Origin of the sequence: Pseudoalteromonas distincta (genome assembly GCF_000814675.1) — a bacterium.
Taxonomy (GTDB): domain Bacteria; phylum Pseudomonadota; class Gammaproteobacteria; order Enterobacterales; family Alteromonadaceae; genus Pseudoalteromonas; species Pseudoalteromonas distincta.
This window is the reverse complement of the sequence record NZ_JWIG01000012.1, coordinates 1-19,797: the sequence shown is the minus strand read 5'-3', so window position 1 is coordinate 19,797 and position 19,797 is coordinate 1. Positions and strand designations below refer to the sequence as shown.

Sequence of the window (19,797 nt, the reverse complement as noted above, 5' to 3'; positions counted from 1 at the left end):
ATGATTAAGTTAAGCCTTTTTAAAGCACTCAATAATTTTGATTTAGATATAAACCTTGAGCTTGAGTCGTTTAATGTACTCGGTGTTTACGGGCCTTCAGGCTCTGGTAAGTCAACATTACTGCGTTGTATTAGTGGTTTAGAGCCTGCAAAAAGTATTCATATTAATAATCAGCCAGTGCATGAGTTGCCAAGCGATAAACGCGGTATAACGCTTCAGTTGCAATCGTGCCCGTTGTTTCCTCATTTAGATGTGGCAGGTAATTTAGCGTTTACACAAAAACACTGCGGGAATAAACAAACCAGCTTAACGCTTCAATACGTTGTTAAAACACTTGAATTACAAGACTTACTAAATCGTGATGTACAAAGCTTATCGGGCGGCGAGCGCCAACGTGTAGTATTTGCGCGCACTTTGCTTGCCGGTCAGAAATTTATAATGCTTGATGAGCCTTTTAGTGCGCTTGATTGGTCATTGCGTTTTAAAACGCTCACTAAACTCAATGAGTTAGCCGTTAAGTTTAATATTAAATTTATAATAGTAAGTCACTCATTAAAAGAGCTGCTATTTTGCTGCGATACCCTTATTCAGCTTGATAAAGGTAAGGTGATAAACCAAGGTGCAAGTGCGCACGTTGCAAAAGCTATTTACGCAAACGACAGGCAAACACCGCTGAGCTTAATTAATTACGATGTGGTTAAATTTGATGAAGACTACGGGCTATATCAACTGCAATTACAGCAAAGTGAGCAACCGCTTTTTGTGCTTCCTGCACTTGTCGATAGCAGTAATAAGCTAATTATAGAAAGTGAGAAAATGTCGCTTAGTGCGTTAAAGCCTGAGCAAACAACGCACAGTAATGTTTTAAGGTCGGTATTAACTCAGGCTGAGCTTATTAATAATAAGTGGCAGTTAACGCTCAATGTAGATGGGCAGACTTTGTATTGCTTGGCTTCAAGACGAGTGTGGGACAAAAACGACTTTAAAGTGGGCGATGTGCTTTATACAACAATCAGTGATCTAGAATAACTAAATGCTGCACACCGCACATTGACTGTTTTTAGCTATTTTAAAACGATTAAACTCCATGCTTAAACCATCCACCAGCAATAAGTGCTCGCTTAAGCCACTTGGCAAACCAGCAAGTATTTTTAGCGCTTCAGTTGCCTGAATACTGCCTATTAGCCCCACAATAGGAGAAAGCACACCAGATTCGGAGCAACTTTGTGTTTGTTCACTAAAAAATTGCGATAAACAACCATAACAATGGCTGTTTTCATCCATAGTAAAACACGCGACTTGTCCTTCCATGCGTATTGCAGAGCCTGACACTAGCGGAACTTTAGCTTTAAAACAGGCGCTATTAAGTGCATTACGTGTTGCTAGGTTATCTGAGCAATCAATCACTATATCAATGTTATTAAATAGCTGTTCTGTGGAGGTATTTACATCAAAAAATGCCTCAATGGTGTTTATATCTATTTCACTATTAAGTGCGTTAAGCTGTTTTTTTGCAGCACTGCATTTTGAGCTACCAATATCACTTTCTTTATACAGTATTTGCCTTTGCAGGTTGGTCATGTCTATTTCATCGTTATCAATTAAGGTGAGCGTGCCAACGCCTGATGCCGCTAAATATTGACTTACCGCACATCCAAGCCCACCCACACCAACAATTAATGCATGCGATTGCCATAGCTTCTCTTGTCCGTCTATATCGAGCTGCGGCAGCATAATGTGCCGAGAATAGCGTAGTTGCTGTTGGTACGTTAACGGTGCTTTTTGCATTTTTAAACATCTCATACTTTTTTTGAACAATACCAATTTGTTAAATCCTAGAGCAAGTAGTAACGCTTTTTATTTGCACTGTAACAGCCCATACCCCCTCACTCATATAGTGCAACTATAACGCATTAAAATAATAAATGCATATAACCAACTGAAATATATGGTTTTTAATTAGTGGCTCAGTAATTGCTGTATTGGGTTAACTAAAATTTAACAAAGTTTGGGCTGCTACTCATATAAAAGAGTGGGGCATTTATAAAACAATAATACGTTTACGAGGAAAATAAACATGCAACCGAGTTCTGGATTTAACTTAATATCCTTTAAAGGAAAAATGAAAGTATTACATCTAAGTTGGATGGTCTTTTTTGTGTCATTTTTTGTATGGTTTAACCATGCTCCTTTATTGGGTGCAATTGCGGGCTCGCTTGGTATTACCATGGCACAAGTTAAAACATTACTAATTTTAAATGTAGCGTTAACTATTCCTGCCCGTGTTGTGGTGGGTATGCTGACCGATAAATTTGGTCCCCGGATTGTTTATGCGGCGCTACTTATTACCTGTAGTATTCCGTGTTTTATGTTTGCTATGGCAACCACATTTGAACAAGCCGCTATAGCGCGTTTTGCGCTAGGCTTTATTGGTGCTGGCTTTGTTGTGGGCATTCGTATGGTGAGTGAATGGTTTCCTGCTAACGAGCTGGGCATAGCAGAAGGTATTTATGGCGGCTGGGGTAACTTTGGTTCAGCAGCAGCGGCTATGTTATTGCCAATTATTGCACTTATGTTTGGTGGCGAAGATGGTTGGCGTTACGCAGTAGGTTTAACGGGTGTATTAAGCGTTATATTTGGTATTATTTGGTACTTAAATGTAACCGATACACCAAAAGGCGGTACATACTTTAAGCCTAAAAAAGTAGGCGCAATGGAAGTAACCAGTAAAGGCGACTTTGTATTACTTCTTATTATGAAAATTCCTATGTATGGTGCTCTAGCATTACTTACTTGGAAGCTTTCACCAACCGGTGCTAACCTAATTTCGGCTAACTTTGTACTTGCCGTGTATGCTTTTTTAGTTCTGCTTTATATTTACGAAGTGTATAAAACCTTTGATGTAAATGGTCATATTTTTAAAGAGCCTGTACCCGAGTCGCATCGTTATGAGTTTAAGCAAGTGGCTGTTTTAAATATTTTATATTTTACAACTTTTGGTTCTGAGCTTGCGGTTGTATCTATGTTACCGCTATTTTTTATGGATGTGTTTGCGCTTGATATGGTGTACGCCGGTATTTTAGCCTCAGCTTATGCATTTATGAATTTAGCATCTCGCCCAGGTGGCGGTTGGATTTCAGATAAATTAGGTCGTCGTATTACCCTTATTGTACTTACAACGGGTCTTGCTGTTGGTTATTTTGTAATGGGCTTGGTTGATGCATCTTGGCCTTTATGGCTTGCAGTTGTTGCGGCTATGGCGTGTTCGTTCTTTGTGCAAGCTGGTGAAGGCGCTGTATTTGCCGCAGTACCGCTAATTAAGCGTCGTTTAACTGGGCAAATAGCTGGTATGACAGGTGCTTACGGTAATGTAGGTGCAGTAGTGTACTTAACGGCATTGTCACTTGTTGATTATCAAACTTTCTTTTTCATTATTGCGGGTAGTGCATTACTTGGTCTAGCTGCACTGTTTTTTATGAAAGAACCAGATGGCCATATTACCGAAGTAAATGAAGACGGCACCGTTGAACTTATTTCAGTGACTTAAGGCATTATTGACTATGTTTGATGAAACACTCCACGCTAAATCGCTAAAAAATGAACTCAACGTTTCATTTGGCGGGCACAGTGCTAAAGGGTTAAAAGCAGAAAATCAAGATGCGTTTGCAGCTCTTAATACCAAAGCGCAAGAAAAAGAGTCTAAAGGCGTTATTGCCTGCTTAGCCGATGGGTGTTCATCAGCAAAAAATGCTAAACAAGCGTCTCAACTTTCGGTTACTCATTTTATAAATGAGTATTTAAATACCCCCGAAAGTTGGGCGGTTAAAAAGTCAGTGTCGAAGGTGTTAGCAAGTTTAAATCAGTGGCTTTATTCGCAATCGGTTAATTACAATCATTTAGGTCAGCGCCAAGCCGATTGGATGACGACTTTTACAGCACTTATTTTAAAGTCGGCAACGGGTTATATATTTCACTTAGGTGATACGCGTATTACCCGCTTGCGAGAAAATAAAATAGAGGCAATAACACGGGATCACAAAGTAAACGATACGCTAACGCGTGCGCTTGGCGCACAACTTCATCAAGAAATAGATGTATACGAAGTTGACCTAAAAGCAGACGATATTTATATATTAACCTGCGATGGCGTACACGATGTGCTCCCAAGTAGTGATATAGCTAAATTAATTAACGAGCACACTGATTTAGAAAATGCAGCTAAAGCAATTACCGAACTTGCATTAGCGCGAGGCAGTGACGACAACGTAAGTTGCTTACTGGTAAAAGTAGAAAATATTGCCGAGCAAAAGTTAGATGAACTTTACCATTCGCTAACACGACGAAAAATTCCACCTGCGCTTAATGTTGGGCAAAAAATTGATGACTACACGGTTATTCGTAAATTACATGCCAGTAGTCGCTCGCACATTTATTTAGTGCAACAAGCGCCCGATATACCGCCAGTGGTTTTAAAAGCACCTTCGGTTAATTTTGAAGACGATGTGCACTACCTTCAAGGCTTTATAAGAGAAGGCTGGGTAGGGCAACGCATAAACCATTTAAACGTGATGAAAGTACTGAGTACGCAATCGCAGAGTCGTTTTTTGTATCATATTTGTGAGTACATGGACGGGCAAACACTCAGTGATTGGAAGCACGACGTGCCGCACCCAGAAATAACCCAAGTACGCAGTATTATTGAACAAATAGTACATGCACTAAGGGCGTTTCAGCGACTCGATATGGTGCATCGCGATTTAAAACTCGATAATGTAATGATAGATGCGCACGGAAAAGTAACGCTCATTGATTACGGCACTGTAAGTGTTGCAGCTATGGACGAGTCGGTTAAACAAATTGCGGATGATTGCCCGCAAGGCACTGCCGATTTCACAGCACCCGAAACACTTATTACTATGCACGCCGATTTTAAAAGTGATTTGTTTTCACTTGGCGTGATTGCATATGAGTTATTGTGTTCAAAATTGCCTTATAAACCACTGCCACTTAACCACGTAGCGCCAAAAGATTACACCCATTGGCACTACACAAGTATTCGTAAATACAGAGCCGATATTCCTTTTTGGTTAGATCAAGCCCTTATGAAGGCGCTTGCCCCTAAACCTGAGCTCAGATACCAAGCTTTTTCTGAGTTTATAAACGATATCAACAAACCTAATCCTTATTTAGAAAGTACCGCTAATAAAAGTTCAATAATGAAACGCGATCCAGTTATGGTGTGGAAATGTATTTCGCTGTGTTTATTTATTGCTTTGGTATGTGTATTAATAATTAAAACTTAGAGAACCAAAATGCTTAATTACAAGAACAACTTACCTATTATTTTTATACTGGGTTGCTTCACTGCGCCTTCAATAAGCCAAGCTTCGCAAACTGATCTTGATTTTAGACTGCGTTTTGAAAGCGTTGATCAAGAAAATGCCTTAAAAGATGCAAGCGGCTTAACACTTAGAACCCGCTTAACGCATCAAACAGATGAGGTGAATGGTTTTTCAGCCCTTATTGAAGTAGAAGATACTCGCAGCCTATTGGGCGTAGATGATTACAACAATACGGTGGGGAAAAATACTAATTACTCTGTTATTGCCGACCCAGAAAACACTGAGATAGACCAAGGTTTTGTTAAATATGCCCGCGATGGTCTATCGCTAAAAGTAGGACGCCAAGTAATAGCCCTTGATGGGCAGCGTTTTGTTGGGCACGTAGGTTGGCGCCAAGACAGACAAACCTTTGATGCAGCAACCATTAATTACGCATTTAACAACATAGATTTACAGTACAGTTATTTAAATAAGCGTAACCGCATATTTGCTGACGATAAAGACATTAAATCGTCCGATCATCTAATTAATGCAAGCTTTAAAACAGACCACGGTAAAGTGGTTTTATACAGTTACTTATTAAGTGACGATGCACTACAAGACGACAGTTTAGACACTTATGGCGTTTCTTTTAACGGTAATAAAACCCTAAACGACATAAAATTTTATTACAAAGCGGAGTATGCAACGCAGTCTGCGTCAACAAGCGTGAGTGATTTTGATGCTGATTACTATGCACTTGAAGGCGCTGTGGATTTAAATGGGTTGGGTATAAAAACAGTAACTTTAAAAGTCGGCATAGAGTCACTTGGCTCTGACAATGGCGATTACGGGTTTGCAACACCGCTTGCCACGTTACATAAATTTAATGGTTGGACAGATACGTTTTTAAATACATCCACACAAGGCTTGGACGACACTTACATAAGCTTAAACGGTAAAGCGTTTGACGGAAAATGGCTGGTGGCTTATCACAGTTTTGATGCTAATGAGCAATCAAATGGGGTTGACGATTTGGGTACTGAACTAAACGTACAATACGTTAAACCTATTAATAAACAATACGCAGTGGGTGTTAAATACGCTGATTACTCAGCGGGCGATACTGCTGCTAATAAAGTCGATACTCAAAAATTGTGGGTATGGATGAGCGCTAAATTTTAACCCTCATTATCTTCTAATATTCACTTGTAATTTATAGCGACACAAGATGGTGCAATTGCACCATCTTGTGGGGCTTTATGCTTTTCACCTCTGCACCAATGTAGGCAACCTGCTGATTTTAAATGCTTATATATTTGGCTTACATATTGCTATAACAAACCTATAACAAATTATTCGATGTCAGTTTTAGTCAATCACTAAAGTAGATATCATTTTAAGGTGGGTAAATGCTAAGCAAGCAGCGTGTTGTAGTGGTAGGAAACGGAATGGTCGGGCACCATTTTGTGCAGCAGCTAGTTTCTCAAAATCAAGCTGATGAGCAATTTGAAATTACGGTACTTAGTGGTGAAGACCGTTTAGCGTATGACCGTGTACAACTATCCTCTTTTTTTAAAGGCAAAACCGCAGACGACCTCGCACTTACATGCAATAAAACCTATGACGATTGGCAAGTACGCTTTCATACTCATTCTAAAGTGGTTGATATAAATCGTGATATGCAAACTGTAACGACCGCTAAAGGGGAGTTGTTTGAATACGACAAACTTGTGCTTGCTACAGGTTCATTCCCATTTGTACCGCCTATACCGGGTAAAGATCGCGAGCATTGCCTTGTTTATCGCACCATTAACGATTTACACGCAATAAAAAATTCAGCCCACGGCAGCAAAGTAGGCGTGGTAATTGGTGGCGGTTTACTGGGGCTTGAAGCTGCAAACGCATTAAAGCAATTGGGTCTGCATACTCACGTAATAGAATTTGCTCCGCAACTTATGGGTGTACAAGTTGATGCTGGTGGCGGTCGGCTACTAAAAAACAAAATTACGGATTTAGGCGTTACTGTGCATACATCGGTAGCAACGGAGGAAATAGTAGAAGGTGAAAGTTGCCGTTACAAAATGTGTTTTAAGGGCGGTAAAACCCTTGAAACCGACATGATTGTATTTTCGGCGGGTATTCGCCCTTATGATAATTTGGCCCGCGAGTTTAATTTAGAGTTAGGCGAGCGCGGCGGTATTGTAATTAATAACCACTGCCAAACGAGCGATAAAAACATATACGCTATTGGTGAATGTGCACTGTGGAATGATTTTATTTTTGGCTTAGTGGCACCTGGTTACGCCATGGCTAAAATAGCAGTTGGTCATATTTCACAAGATACGCAGCAAGGTAGTTTACAAAGTACTGGCTTAGACAATAAAGCCGATGAATTTAGCGGTGCCGATATGAGCACCAAGCTTAAATTAATGGGTGTTGAAGTAGGCTCTATCGGCGATGCGCATGCACGCAGCGAAGGCGCAATAAGCTATTACTTTGAAGACCAAGCCAATGGTATTTATAAAAAAATAGTCACTAATTCACAAAGTAATAAGCTGATTGGCGCGGTACTTGTTGGCGATACCAGCGATTACGACAATTTGCTGCAATATCATTTAAACGACATTGAACTTACCACCGATCCCGAAGCGCTCATTATGCCCCTTGCCGGCGACATAGCAGAGCTAAGCGCCGATGACTTGCCTGATGACGCCATTATTTGCGCGTGTCATAAAGTAACCAAACACACCATTGAACAATCAGTTTCTAACGGCTGCATAGATTTGGCAAGTGTGCAGCAAAGCACCAAAGCCAGTACAGGTTGTGGAGGGTGTGAAAAGCTCGTTCAAAACGTAATAAACAGCGTGCTTGCTAAAGCAAGTAACACTATTAACGTAGTTACCCTTAATGAGCCTGTAAAACAGCCTGCATAAATTAAAGCACACTAAAAGAGAGCAGTAGTATGACAACCGCAAACACGTCACCAACTATAAATAAAACCAGTTTAAAACAAACAACATGTGCTTACTGTGGTGTAGGGTGCGGTGTTGATATTTCACTTTTGAATAATGTGCCAACCAAGCTTGAAGGCATGCGAGAACACCCCGCAAACTTTGGTCGTTTATGTGTAAAAGGCACCCATTTGCTCGACACCACAGGCAGTGATAATCGCTTAACGTCGCCCCTTATTAATAACCAAGCCGTTACGTGGGATGAAGCAACCGACCATGTTGCCAATAAATTTAACGACGTAATACAAAAGCACGGACCCGATGCGGTGGCTTTTTATGTATCGGGGCAGTTACTTACTGAAGATTACTACATCGCGAATAAATTAATGAAAGGCTACATAGGCTCAGGCAATATTGATACAAATTCGCGCCTGTGTATGTCGTCTGCTGTGGCAGGTTACAAACGCGCTTTTGGTGAAGACGTAGTGCCGTGTACCTATGAGGATTTAGAGCAAACTGAGCTACTTATTTTAATTGGCTCAAATGCAGCGTGGACTCATCCGGTTTTGTATCAGCGAATGGAGCGTGCAAAGCAGCTTAACCCAAATATGAAAGTAGTGGTTATTGATCCGCGTAAAACCGACACAGCGGAGCTTGCCGACACATTTTTAAATATAAAACCAGGCAGTGACGCTGCGCTTTATAACGGTTTGCTTAATTATTTAAATGAGCATAACCACCTCGATACGCAATTTATTGCTCAGCACACAAACGGTTTTGAAAGCGCATTGCAAGAAGTACAAAAATGGAGCTGTGAGGCAGTTAGTGACTTTTGCGATATAGCAATTGACCAAGTCACTGAGTTTTACGCGCTATTTGCTAACAGCCCAAGTGCGATTAGCTTTTATTCAATGGGTATAAATCAGTCAAGTTCGGGTGTAGATAAATGCAACGCCATTATTAATGCACATTTAGCCTCAGGTAAATTACTTAAGCCAGGCAGTGGTCCGTTTTCAATTACTGGGCAACCCAATGCGATGGGCGGGCGCGAAGTCGGTGGTTTGGCTAATCAGTTAGCGGCGCACTTAGATATTGAAAACGAAGCGCATCAATCACTTGTACAACGCTTTTGGCTCTCGCCAACTATTGCTAACAAAGCAGGCAGCAATGCTATTGATATGTTTGATGAAATAGCCGCAGGCAAAATAAAAGCAGTGTGGATAATGGCAACAAACCCAATGGTGAGCTTGCCCAATAACGCCGCTATTAAAAAAGCATTAGAGACCTGTGAGCTGGTGGTTGTATCTGACTGTATTGCAAAAAGTGATACGTTAAAATTTGCCGATGTTGCCTTTCCATCAACCGGATGGGGCGAAAAAAACGGCACAGTAACTAACTCAGAGCGCAGAATATCAAGACAGCGCCCGTTAGTAGCGCCTTATTCGGGTGCTAAAAACGATTGGCAAATTATGTGTGAAGTCGCTAAAAAAATGCGCTTTGAAGGTTTTGATTTTACAGATCCAAGTGGCATTTTTGAAGAATGGGCACAATTAACCGACTTTGAAAATAACGGCAGCCGATTATTAAACCTCTCTGGTTTAGTTGGGCTCACAAAAAGCCAGTACGATAACTTAAAACCCATTATGTGGCCTGTTGTTAAAAATCAGCCTTATAAAAACGGTCAGGTTTTTACAAATAACCAATTTAGCACCGCTGATAAAAAGGCGCGTTTTATACCTATAACGCCGCAATTACCTGTGCAACAAACATCAATTGATTATCCGTTTGTAATGAACTCAGGACGTATACGCGACCAATGGCATACGATGAGCCGCACGGGTAAAAGCACTGCGCTTTCATCGCATATTACACGCCCGTATATTGAAATTAATCCGCTTGATGCCAGTAAATTAGCAATTAAACAAAACGATTTAATAAGCGCGATTGCCCAAACAGGGCAGGTTACCGCGCATGCAAAAGTAACCGATGCTGTGCGAAAAGGTGAATGCTTTATGCCTATTCATTGGAATAAGCAATTTGCGTCATCAGCAACAGTAAGTGGGTTGTATCAATCGGTAGTTGACCCTCTATCTGGTCAGGCTGAGTGTAAACACGGCGCTGTTAATATAGTTAAAGCACCCTTTGTGCAATATATGCAGCTGTTTGCTAAAAACGAACTTGTTATAAACAGTGATTTTTGGCTCAAAGTTAATGCTAGTAATTGCTTTAATTACCAATTGGCGCTTAATGAACCACAAAGTGATTTACTGTATTACTGCCAAACCTTAACTGGTTTACAAGGGCAGTGGTCGGCTATGAATACGGCAAAAGCCATGCATGTGCAGTGTATTCAAAACGATCAATTAGCGTTTGTTGGTGTTATTTCTAATGAACAAAAAGAAATATCACTTGAGTGGATAAACCATTTATTTGCAGAGCCATTACTGACGTTTACACAGTTACAGTCTTTGCTTTATGCGACCCCCGATGAAGAATTTACTCAAGGCGTGCAAGTGTGTAGCTGCTTTAAAGTAAGAGAGCAGCCAATTATAAACGCCATTAAAAACGGTGCAAACACAGTCGAGCAATTGGGGTCTGAACTTAAATGTGGGACGAACTGCGGTTCGTGTAAAACACAATTAAGCCAATTAATAAAACAACATTACAAAGCAGGTTCTAGCAGCATTGATGTTGCGGTTGTAATGTAAAGAAAAAAGGAAGCATATGCTTAATGATCAATTTGGTCGGCAGTTTAACTATTTGCGCCTCTCAATAACCGATGTATGTAATTTTAGTTGTAGTTATTGTTTACCAAACGGGTATCAGTGCGATACGCCGCGTAATTTTTTAAATAAAAACGAAATTAACACGCTGGTAAATGCGTTTGCAGAACTAGGTACTAAAAAAGTGCGTATTACAGGTGGCGAACCGTGCTTGCGAAACAACGTCACCGATATTATAAAACTCTGTAAAAATACGCCTGGTATAGAAAAAGTAGCCATTACTACCAACGGATTTAATTTATTAAAGAAAATTGATGAATTTGCAGAAGCCGGGCTTGATGCGCTTAATGTCAGTATTGATAGTTTAAATCCAAGTATGTTTAAACTCATAACAGGGCACGACAAACTTAACCTTATTTTAAAAGGGATTGAACGCGCGGTAGAGCTGGGCATAAAAGATATAAAAATAAATGCAGTGCTTGCCAAGCAGTTTAATAAAAACCAATTAAAGGATTTTTTAGCGTGGGTAAAACACCGCAAAGTTACAGTGCGCTTTATAGAATTAATGGAAACCGGTGACGGCGCAACATTTTTTGAAGAAAACCACTTAAGTGGGCAAACGGTTAAAGCCCAGCTTTTAGCTCAAGGCTGGTTACAAGTCGTTAAGGGAAAATTAAACGGACCCGCTGAGGAATTTTGTCATCCTGATTACGATGGTCGTATTGGTTTAATAATGCCGTACAGTAAAGACTTTTGTAAAAGTTGTAATCGCTTAAGGGTGTCGGCGCTGGGTAAATTGCACTTATGCTTGTTTGCCGAGCAAGGTATAGATTTACGCGAACTACTAAACGAGGACGATACTGCAGCGACCGTAAAGGCAATTCAAGCCGCTATGGGCAATAAAGAAATAAGTCATGAGCTAGATAAGCGCTTAACAGGTGCGACAACTCATTTAGCTATGTTAGGTGGCTAGCATGGGAGCTAATATAAAATCTAATATAAAAGCTAAGCGAGATTTTACAGGCGTTGTGCTTGCTGGTGGTAAGTCATCAAGAATGGGCACAGACAAAGCCGATTTAGTTTTAAAAAATAAAACACTATTGCAAAATGCGTGTGATTTATTAAAAGACGTAGGCGCTAAAAACATATTGGTAAGCCGCAACGTGACAAATCCAGTCAAATCATTGAACCATTATTCACCGAGCGATTATCCCTCAGAAAAGTACGTTAAAGATATACACCCAAATAGTGGACCCCTTGGCGGTATTTACTCAACATTAATAGCCACCGAGCATGACTTACTTATTACTGCGGTAGATATGCCTCTACTTACGAGTAGTTTGTTAAGCACAATTGTGCTGGCTTCTCAGTCAAATAAAGTACAAAGTGTGAGCAATCAATTAAATCAGTCACAAATACATGCTTGGCACTTTGAAAATGAACCACTACCGCTGTATATTCGGAATACAAGCAGTGTAAAAAATCATTTAAAACACATACTCACAAACGCAAACAGTCATAAGTCAATAAAACAGTTTACCCAAAGTATTGGTGTGCAAACGCTTTTATGTAATAAAACGCATGCATTAATAAACACCAATACGCCGGCGCAATTTAAAGCTGTAAATGAGCATTTTGACCAAAGCATTAATCAATTAAGAAGAACATTATGAGCCACACAACTGAGTCACAAATAGCATTAAACATTGCCGTAATGACGGTAAGCGATACACGCGATGAAATTACTGACACCTCAGGTCATTACTTAATTAAAGCGCTAACTGAAGCTGGTCATCACTTAGCTGATAAAGACATAGTTAAAGACGACGTTTACCAAATGCGTGCAGTGGCATCGCAGTGGATAGCCGATGACACCATTCATGCTATTTTAGTGACTGGCGGTACAGGCTTTACTGAGCGCGATTCAACACCAGAGGCATTTGCGCCGCTATTTGATAAAAGCGTAGACGGTTTTGGTGAGCTATTTAGGCACATATCGTACGGCGAAATTGGTAACTCTACTATTCAATCTCGTGCATTGGCAGGACTTGCTAACAACACCGTTATTTTTTGTATGCCAGGCTCTACAGGCGCATGTAAAACAGCGTGGACAGGCATAATAAAAGATCAACTTAACTCAATGCATAAACCGTGTAACTTTGCACCGCACATTACCATTGGTAAAAAGTGTGAATCGCGTGAGCAATAGTATGTTGAGTCACGTTGACGAAAACGGCCAAGCTAATATGGTTGATGTATCGCTCAAAGACGTAACCTTGCGCGATGCCTCAGCTGAAGCATTTATTAGCATGAGTAAGCTTGCCTTTGAACAAGTAATGCTTAATCAAAACAAAAAGGGCGATGTGCTAGGCGTGGCACGTATTGCGGGTATTCAAGGCGCTAAAAAATGCGCTGATTTAATCCCGCTTTGTCATCCGCTTGCACTTAGTAAAGTCGCTGTTGACTTTGAACTTGATGAAGAAAATAGCCAAATTAAAATAACCAGCTACTGCAAACTTGCCGGTAAAACGGGGGTTGAAATGGAAGCGTTAACAGCGGTATCTGTGGCTAGCCTTACTTTGTTTGATATGTGTAAAGCAGCCGACCCACTAATGGAAATTAGCGGCATGCGCGTTACTCAAAAAGCAGGGGGCAAAAATGGTAGTTGGCAACGCGATTAATCCAAACGATGCAATATCTAGCGCCGGGAAAGTAGAGTTATTGTTTTTTGGGCAACTAAAAGAGCGGTTAAAGTGCAGTAAATTAAGTCTTGAGATTACGCAGCCGCTTACTATTTCAGAGCTTAAATTAAGATTAGTGAGTCAATACCCGCACTGGCAACCGTGGCTGGAGGAGCGTGAGCTACTTGCAGCGCTTAACCAAACTATGTCATCAAGTGATGAAATAGTGAAAGCAGGGGATGAGCTTGCCTTTTTCCCGCCGGTTACAGGTGGCTAATGAGCATACATATTCAAGTACAAACCGATGATTTTAATGTAGGTGACGAGCACAATACGCTTTGTAGTAGTAATAAAAGCGATGGCGCTGTTGTCACCTTTACAGGTTTGGTAAGAGAGTTCAGCAGTGGCGATAATGTTATTGCACTTGAGCTTGAACACTACCCTGGTATGACCGAGCAACTGCTTCAATCTATTGCAGAGCAAGCACAAACTCGCTGGCAACTGGCGCGAATATGCATTATTCACCGCGTTGGTTACTTAGCACTTGGCGAGCAAATTGTATTTGTAGGTGTAACGTCCCGCCATCGCCAAGCCGCGTTCGAAGGCGCACAATTTATAATGGATTATTTAAAAAACCACGCCACGTTTTGGAAAAAAGAGCACTTTAAAGACTCATCAAATTGGGTTGAGTTTAAACAAAGTGACAAACAAGCGCTGGGTAGGTGGGAGTCTTAATGAAAATAATCTCTACTAATATCTCTAAAATAAAAACGGTAGTGTATAACGGAAAAGAGGTTAAAACCGGTATTTTTAAAACCCCAACTAACGAACCTGTTGTTATTGAAAAGCTAAATATAATAGGAGATGAGCAAGCTGATTTAGTTAATCACGGCGGGGTTGATAAAGCGGTTTATGCGTTTTCGCACAATCATTATGATTATTGGAAACAAACCCTCGAGAATGATGATTTAGCTGTAGGTGCCTTTGGCGAAAACTTCACGATTTCTGACCTTGATGAAGCGAATATACACATAGGTGACCATATTCGAATTGGTACTGCACTGCTTGAAGTAAGCCAGCCTCGTGTGCCTTGTTTTAAACTCGCTATCGCCCTTAATAATAAAAACAGTCTTAAGCTGTTTACGCAGTATTACTGCACTGGCGTTTATTTTAGGGTACTAGAGCAAGGCGTTGCAAAAACGGGTGATAGTGTTGTTATCGAGAAGAAAGCCTCGCACGACATATCAGTTAAAAAACTGTTCCAGGCATTTTTTGATAAAAAATACGTAGGTTATGAAGACATACTTTTAGAAGCATTAACTTTGCCAGAGCTTGCTGTAGAGTGGCAAGAAAAGCTAAAGAAGAAGCTTGCTATTGAAAGTGAATAAAGCAGTTTAAAACTGTTCTATTCCCGCGCTATCTCTCTTTAAAAAGTGTTGCTGCAACCTATTTATTAAACTTTGAAGAACAGGTCCTGTTGATTGGCTTCTTGAAACAACGCATCCCACAGGAGTAAGCCAACCGCCTTGTTCATGAGTAACGGGTAGCGTTATCACTTCAGCTTGGTTTATATACTTCTTAATAGCAAACTCGGGTACAAGCGCCCAACCAATACTCTGAACTACTAAGTCGATAAGGGTTTGATGTGTATTTGCGTACCAAATCCTAGAGCTAATTGCGTAGCTAAACCATAACTCTTTTTGGCTAAGGCTGCGATGAACACATTGCCTATGGGCTTTTAAATCATTGCTTGTTACAGCCTTTAGCTTTGCAAGCGGGTGTTCTGGTGATGAAATCGTTAAAAATCGAGCTTGACCCAATAGAAAAAAATCCATATCAACTTTTAGTTCCCCATCACTATAAATGATACCTAGTTGTGCTTTTCCTATTTTTACTAAGTTTTCTACATCGTCAGTTGTTGTCGATATTATTTCGAAATTAGTAATCGGGAACTGATCAGCAAGTGGGGTAATCACTTTTAAAATATCTTGATTATTTAGGCTTTCATCAATAGCTATAATTACCTCATGCTCATAATTTTTTGCTAATGCATCCACTTTTTGGTCAAAATATTTTTGCTGATGAAGTATAGAGTATGCGACAGGTAACAATGCCTTACCGCTAATCGTTAAGCTGGGTATATTTTTATTACGCGTAAACAATGTTTGATTAATCGCTATTTCAAGATTAGAAATAGCTTGGCTAATTCCCGATTGTGCACGGTTAAGCTTTCGGGCTGTTGCCGAAAAAGATCCTGTTTCTACCACGGTTACAAAAATTTTTAGTTGCTCAAAACTATACATATCATTCAACTTAAAGGTGAGTACTTATTTGCTCATCTTATCACTAAAGGTGATGGCTACTAACTTTGCAAATAATTAAATTATGTCACTATTATTTTCTTTAATTATTTGGCGTAAAAGGGGTTAATTATGGATGCAAAAATGGGGTCGCTAGAGAGGATGTTTCAGGCTGTTTTGTTTGAAGTATTAGCGGTAACGCTGTCGATTATTGGTTTGGCTGTATTTACAGAGCATGCAATATCGGCTTTATCGGGCACTATGATTATAATTGCAACGATTGCGATGTGTTGGAATTTTGTTTTTAATTGGTTTTTTGACAAAGTAGCTACCGGTGCAAAAGAGCAACGATCTGTATTATTCCGTATTTTTCACGTGATTTTATTTCAAGGCGGGTTACTTGTTTTTACTATTCCCGTAATGGCGAGCATTTTAAACGTAGGCTTATGGGAAGCATTAATAATGGATATCGGCGTAACTTTTTTTATAACCCTTTACGCTTTTACTTTTAACCTAGTGTACGACCACACACGAGCCTATATTTTTCATTCAAAAAATGCTGCATGTTAATACACTTTTTAAATATGGGATGACTTAACAAAGTTTGTATTTAGCTGCTGGTGTATTTGCCAATGCACCAGCACTTTTAGAGGCGTAATATTACCCAAGTTTGCTTTATAGTGGCAAAAAACTAATAAAGGATTTTTTTATTAAAAGCGAACAAAGTTAAGCATAAATTATTATTTATAGAGGACCTAGTAAAAAAGATAAAACCTGCTATACCTAATGTTATAAATACTATAATTATTATAGTGTTATTAAAAAACTGTTGGGTTAGTAGCTAAAATAGGTATCGTATATGAATATCTCCAGAAAACTGATGCTTATTGTGATTTTAACAGCTGCAGAGGTAAGTATTACTGTTTACTCAGCTTTTGAAATAGCTAAAGGGGCTAAGTTTCACCAGCTTAATTTTCTTCACTTAAAATATACTCATCAACTTACCAAGTCAGTTAAAAAAATAGAAAATGACCTCCCCATAGATATAAATACCATTGAGTCAGATATAGTGTTAATTAGGCAGCAACCAATTGAGTGTATTGAAGAAATAAATCCATTAAATTACGCTGTTATGAAATTTATTAACACAGAGCAAACTTTAACAATTTGTGAAAAAGATATAGAAATTGCGGATAAAACACTACTGTCAGTTACTCAGTATAAAAAAGGTGAGCTCAGTAGAGATGATTTTTTACTAAACCTTAATGTTGCACTTGTCAGCTTTAACAAACACTCTGAGATGTTTGAAGAACCAATCAGAAAAACAGTATCGTTTATACTAATGACGTTAATCCCACTTGTTATCGTCATATCCTTTTTTAATATTATTTTTATAAGTTACCTTTCTCGTACTATATCCAGCTCTATTCGAAATCTTACTCTGCTCTTATCAAGTAAACCTGAAAGCAATATTAATCTAGATGATGAGCTTGATATAAAAACGTCGGGTGAATTAAAAGCACTCGTTATCGCGGCGAGGCAGCGGATTAAAAATGATCTTTTAAATATTGAAAACAGTATTGAACTCAAAGAGATTATAAATAGCCAAACAGCTTCCCTGCAGCAAGCAAATGACGAACTTGCACAGTTTGCTTATCGAGCTTCTCATGACCTGAAATCACCGTTGTCAGGGGCTAAATCCCTAGCGCATTTTGTTATTGAAGATATAAAAGCAGGAGATACTGAAGAGGCAAGTCGAAATGCATTGGTTATCTATCAACAAATGGAAAAGTTAGAGACACTTGTTGTTGATATTTTATTATTAGCTAAAGCTGAAATTGGTAGTGAAGATAGAGATGTAATTGACTTTAATCAGTTAATTATTGATATGAAAGAGCGACTCACTTGGCTTATGAAAGATAATCCTTGTACGCTTGAGACAACAATTAATCTATCAGTACCTATAAAGTCAGAAAAAGCGCGTTTTGCTCAAATTATTGAAAACTTAATTTCAAACGGGTTGAAGTATTACGACAGAAATAAAGACTCTCCTTATGTCCGCTGTGATATTTTCAATGAGCAAGAGACGTTTTTTATTACTGTTACAGATAACGGAATGGGAATACCACAAAAGCATCAAGGTGAGGTGTTTGATATGTTTAAGCGATTTCATGCACAGACGAGTACGGGCTCTGGTTTAGGGATGGCGTTGGTTAAAAAACATATTGAGTACTTAAACGGTGAAATATCACTGCAAAGCTCTGATAAAGGCACAACATTTAAAATAGTAATACCATTGGATAAGCTAATATGACAAAAATTAAACCTCCTATATTAATTGTCGATGACAACGAAGTTGACCGGTATATTCTGAAAAGGCTAATAAAAGAAGCCAAGTTAGAGCTTACGATTTATGAAAAAAAAGACGGTCAAGAAGCGTTAGAATTTCTCGAAAATTATGAATCGAATAGAATAAAGTACCCTGATGGATTTCCTCCAATTCTTATATTTTTAGACATTAATATGCCAAAAGTTAATGGCATTCAATTTTTAGAGGAGTTCTCTAAACTCAGAAAAATGATAGAGATAAGCTCGTGTGTAGTTATGATGTTTAGCTCATCAGAAAGAGAAGAAGAAAAAAAGATTATAATGTCACACGACTTTGTTAAAGGTTACCTTGTAAAAGGAAGTTTTCAGGCAGCAGAGTTAAAAGAAAAAGTGATGGCTGTTATTGGTCAGCATTTAGATAAATACAGCTGATTTGTAGGTATTTTAAGTTTTAACCCATTAGGCTGTGCCAATTGAAGAGCCTTTAGTTTGAGTATGTGGCTCAAACCAAAGGTTTTTAGCTTAAAGTTATATAGGTGTCTGATTTAAGCTTCAATTTTACAGAGGCTCAAAATAACCTATTTATTTGTATTAGTTCAGACAAGATCTGACACATCAACTTGAAAAAGTGAGAGTTACCCGTTTTGATAAAAGGTGTCGAATCTTTAAATCAAAACATATAAGAGGTAACTCTCATGCTATATACTAACAATCCAATTATTAAACACAAAGCGGGTTTACTTAATCTTGCAGAAGAACTTGGCAACGTATCAAGAGCCTGCAAAGTGATGGGCGTATCCCGTGATACATTTTATCGATATCAAGAACTCGTCGAAGACGGTGGACTTGATGCGTTAATTGATAAAAGTCGTAGAGCGCCAAACTTAAAAAATAGAGTTGATGAAGCAACTGAACAAGCCGTCATTAAATACGCTGTCGATTATCCAGCTCATGGCCAACACAGAACGAGTAATGAACTCAGAAAACAAGGCGTATTCGTTTCTGGCAGCGGTGTTCGTTCAATATGGCTACGTCATGACCTAGAGAACTTCAAAAAGCGTCTCAAGGCACTAGAAAATAAAGTTGCTAACGAAGGTATTATTCTCACCGACGCTCAAGTAGCTGCGCTTGAAAAGAAAAAACATGATGACGAAGCGTGTGGTGAAATTGAAACGGCTCACCCAGGTTATCTAGGCTCTCAAGATACATTTTACGTGGGTAATCTCAAAGGCGTTGGGCGTATCTACCAACAAACCTTCGTTGATACATACAGCAAAGTAGCGTTCGCTAAGCTCTACACCACGAAAACGCCAATTACTGCGGCTGACATACTCAACGACAAAGTACTGCCGTACTTCGAACAGTACGAGCTTCCCATGCTACGTATTCTAACCGATAGAGGCACTGAATATTGTGGCAAAGTCGAACATCATGATTACCAGTTATATCTGGCTATTAATGATATCGATCATACAAAAACCAAAGCTATG

General features: G+C 39.3%; 19 protein-coding genes. 17 read left to right on the top strand and 2 right to left on the bottom strand.

Annotated features, from left to right (window positions below):
- Complete coding sequence (locus QT16_RS09015; RefSeq protein ID WP_039488101.1) at positions 1 to 1,029, top strand: ATP-binding cassette domain-containing protein; 1,029 nt, start codon at positions 1 to 3, stop codon at positions 1,027 to 1,029.
- Here the strand turns inward: QT16_RS09015 and moeB are convergent, their stop codons facing one another.
- Positions 1,030 to 1,788, bottom strand: coding sequence for a molybdopterin-synthase adenylyltransferase MoeB (gene moeB, locus QT16_RS09010; protein WP_039488127.1), 759 nt, complete (start codon positions 1,786 to 1,788; stop codon positions 1,030 to 1,032).
- Between the two features lie 289 nt (positions 1,789 to 2,077).
- Between moeB and QT16_RS09005 the strand changes: the two genes are divergently transcribed.
- The 12 genes from QT16_RS09005 to QT16_RS08950 all read left to right on the top strand — a co-directional run bounded on the left by QT16_RS09005 (position 2,078) and on the right by QT16_RS08950 (position 15,067).
- Positions 2,078 to 3,547 (top strand): NarK family nitrate/nitrite MFS transporter, encoded by a 1,470-nt coding sequence (locus QT16_RS09005; RefSeq protein ID WP_033030633.1) that lies wholly within the window; start codon positions 2,078 to 2,080, stop codon positions 3,545 to 3,547.
- A gap of 13 nt (positions 3,548 to 3,560) precedes the next feature.
- Entirely contained in the window at positions 3,561 to 5,303 is a 1,743-nt protein-coding gene (locus QT16_RS09000; protein ID WP_039488097.1) for a bifunctional protein-serine/threonine kinase/phosphatase, read from the top strand.
- A 9-nt stretch (positions 5,304 to 5,312) separates the two neighbouring features.
- Positions 5,313 to 6,506 (top strand): alginate export family protein, encoded by a 1,194-nt coding sequence (locus tag QT16_RS08995; RefSeq protein ID WP_039488096.1) that lies wholly within the window; start codon positions 5,313 to 5,315, stop codon positions 6,504 to 6,506.
- A 227-nt stretch (positions 6,507 to 6,733) separates the two neighbouring features.
- Positions 6,734 to 8,257 carry an FAD-dependent oxidoreductase gene (locus QT16_RS08990; RefSeq protein WP_052201217.1) on the top strand — a complete coding sequence of 508 codons (1,524 nt, stop codon included), beginning with the start codon at positions 6,734 to 6,736 and terminating at the stop codon, positions 8,255 to 8,257.
- Between the two features lie 29 nt (positions 8,258 to 8,286).
- Positions 8,287 to 10,983, top strand: a complete 2,697-nt coding sequence (locus QT16_RS08985) for a nitrate reductase (RefSeq protein ID WP_039488095.1) — start codon at positions 8,287 to 8,289, stop codon at positions 10,981 to 10,983.
- Between the two features lie 16 nt (positions 10,984 to 10,999).
- Positions 11,000 to 11,971, top strand: a complete 972-nt coding sequence (gene moaA / locus QT16_RS08980; RefSeq protein ID WP_039488094.1) for a GTP 3',8-cyclase MoaA — start codon at positions 11,000 to 11,002, stop codon at positions 11,969 to 11,971.
- A gap of 1 nt (position 11,972) precedes the next feature.
- Complete coding sequence (locus tag QT16_RS08975) at positions 11,973 to 12,671, top strand: molybdenum cofactor guanylyltransferase (protein WP_052201218.1); 699 nt, start codon at positions 11,973 to 11,975, stop codon at positions 12,669 to 12,671.
- Entirely contained in the window at positions 12,668 to 13,207 is a 540-nt protein-coding gene (moaB, locus tag QT16_RS08970) for a molybdenum cofactor biosynthesis protein B (RefSeq protein ID WP_039488093.1), read from the top strand. The genes QT16_RS08975 and moaB overlap by 4 nt, the downstream gene beginning before the upstream one ends.
- 1 nt (position 13,208) lies before the next feature.
- Positions 13,209 to 13,679, top strand: a complete 471-nt coding sequence (gene moaC / locus QT16_RS08965) for a cyclic pyranopterin monophosphate synthase MoaC (RefSeq protein WP_002959838.1) — start codon at positions 13,209 to 13,211, stop codon at positions 13,677 to 13,679.
- Positions 13,657 to 13,956 carry a MoaD/ThiS family protein gene (locus QT16_RS08960; protein WP_039488090.1) on the top strand — a complete coding sequence of 100 codons (300 nt, stop codon included), beginning with the start codon at positions 13,657 to 13,659 and terminating at the stop codon, positions 13,954 to 13,956. The genes moaC and QT16_RS08960 overlap by 23 nt, the downstream gene beginning before the upstream one ends.
- Complete coding sequence (moaE, locus tag QT16_RS08955; RefSeq protein WP_039488088.1) at positions 13,956 to 14,414, top strand: molybdopterin synthase catalytic subunit MoaE; 459 nt, start codon at positions 13,956 to 13,958, stop codon at positions 14,412 to 14,414. Before QT16_RS08960 ends, moaE begins: the two co-directional genes overlap by 1 nt.
- Entirely contained in the window at positions 14,414 to 15,067 is a 654-nt protein-coding gene (locus QT16_RS08950) for an MOSC domain-containing protein (protein ID WP_002959846.1), read from the top strand. Before moaE ends, QT16_RS08950 begins: the two co-directional genes overlap by 1 nt.
- Positions 15,068 to 15,073: 6 nt before the next feature.
- Here QT16_RS08950 and QT16_RS08945 read toward each other — a convergent pair whose 3' ends face one another.
- Positions 15,074 to 15,982, bottom strand: coding sequence for a LysR family transcriptional regulator (locus tag QT16_RS08945; RefSeq protein ID WP_039488086.1), 909 nt, complete (start codon positions 15,980 to 15,982; stop codon positions 15,074 to 15,076).
- Positions 15,983 to 16,111: 129 nt separating this feature from the next.
- On the opposite strand from QT16_RS08945, the gene QT16_RS08940 reads away from it, so the two are divergent.
- The 4 genes from QT16_RS08940 to QT16_RS08925 form a co-directional block, all read left to right on the top strand.
- Positions 16,112 to 16,549: a PACE efflux transporter gene (locus QT16_RS08940; RefSeq protein ID WP_007585216.1), complete on the top strand. Its 438-nt coding sequence runs from the start codon at positions 16,112 to 16,114 to the stop codon at positions 16,547 to 16,549.
- A 289-nt stretch (positions 16,550 to 16,838) separates the two neighbouring features.
- Complete coding sequence (locus QT16_RS08935) at positions 16,839 to 18,293, top strand: sensor histidine kinase (RefSeq protein WP_039488085.1); 1,455 nt, start codon at positions 16,839 to 16,841, stop codon at positions 18,291 to 18,293.
- On the top strand, positions 18,290 to 18,739 hold the full coding sequence (locus tag QT16_RS08930) for a response regulator (protein WP_039488082.1): 450 nt from the start codon (positions 18,290 to 18,292) through the stop codon (positions 18,737 to 18,739). Before QT16_RS08935 ends, QT16_RS08930 begins: the two co-directional genes overlap by 4 nt.
- A 263-nt stretch (positions 18,740 to 19,002) precedes the next feature.
- Positions 19,003 to 19,797 (top strand): IS481 family transposase (locus tag QT16_RS08925; protein ID WP_039488080.1); only part of this gene is annotated, 795 nt, incomplete at its 3' end.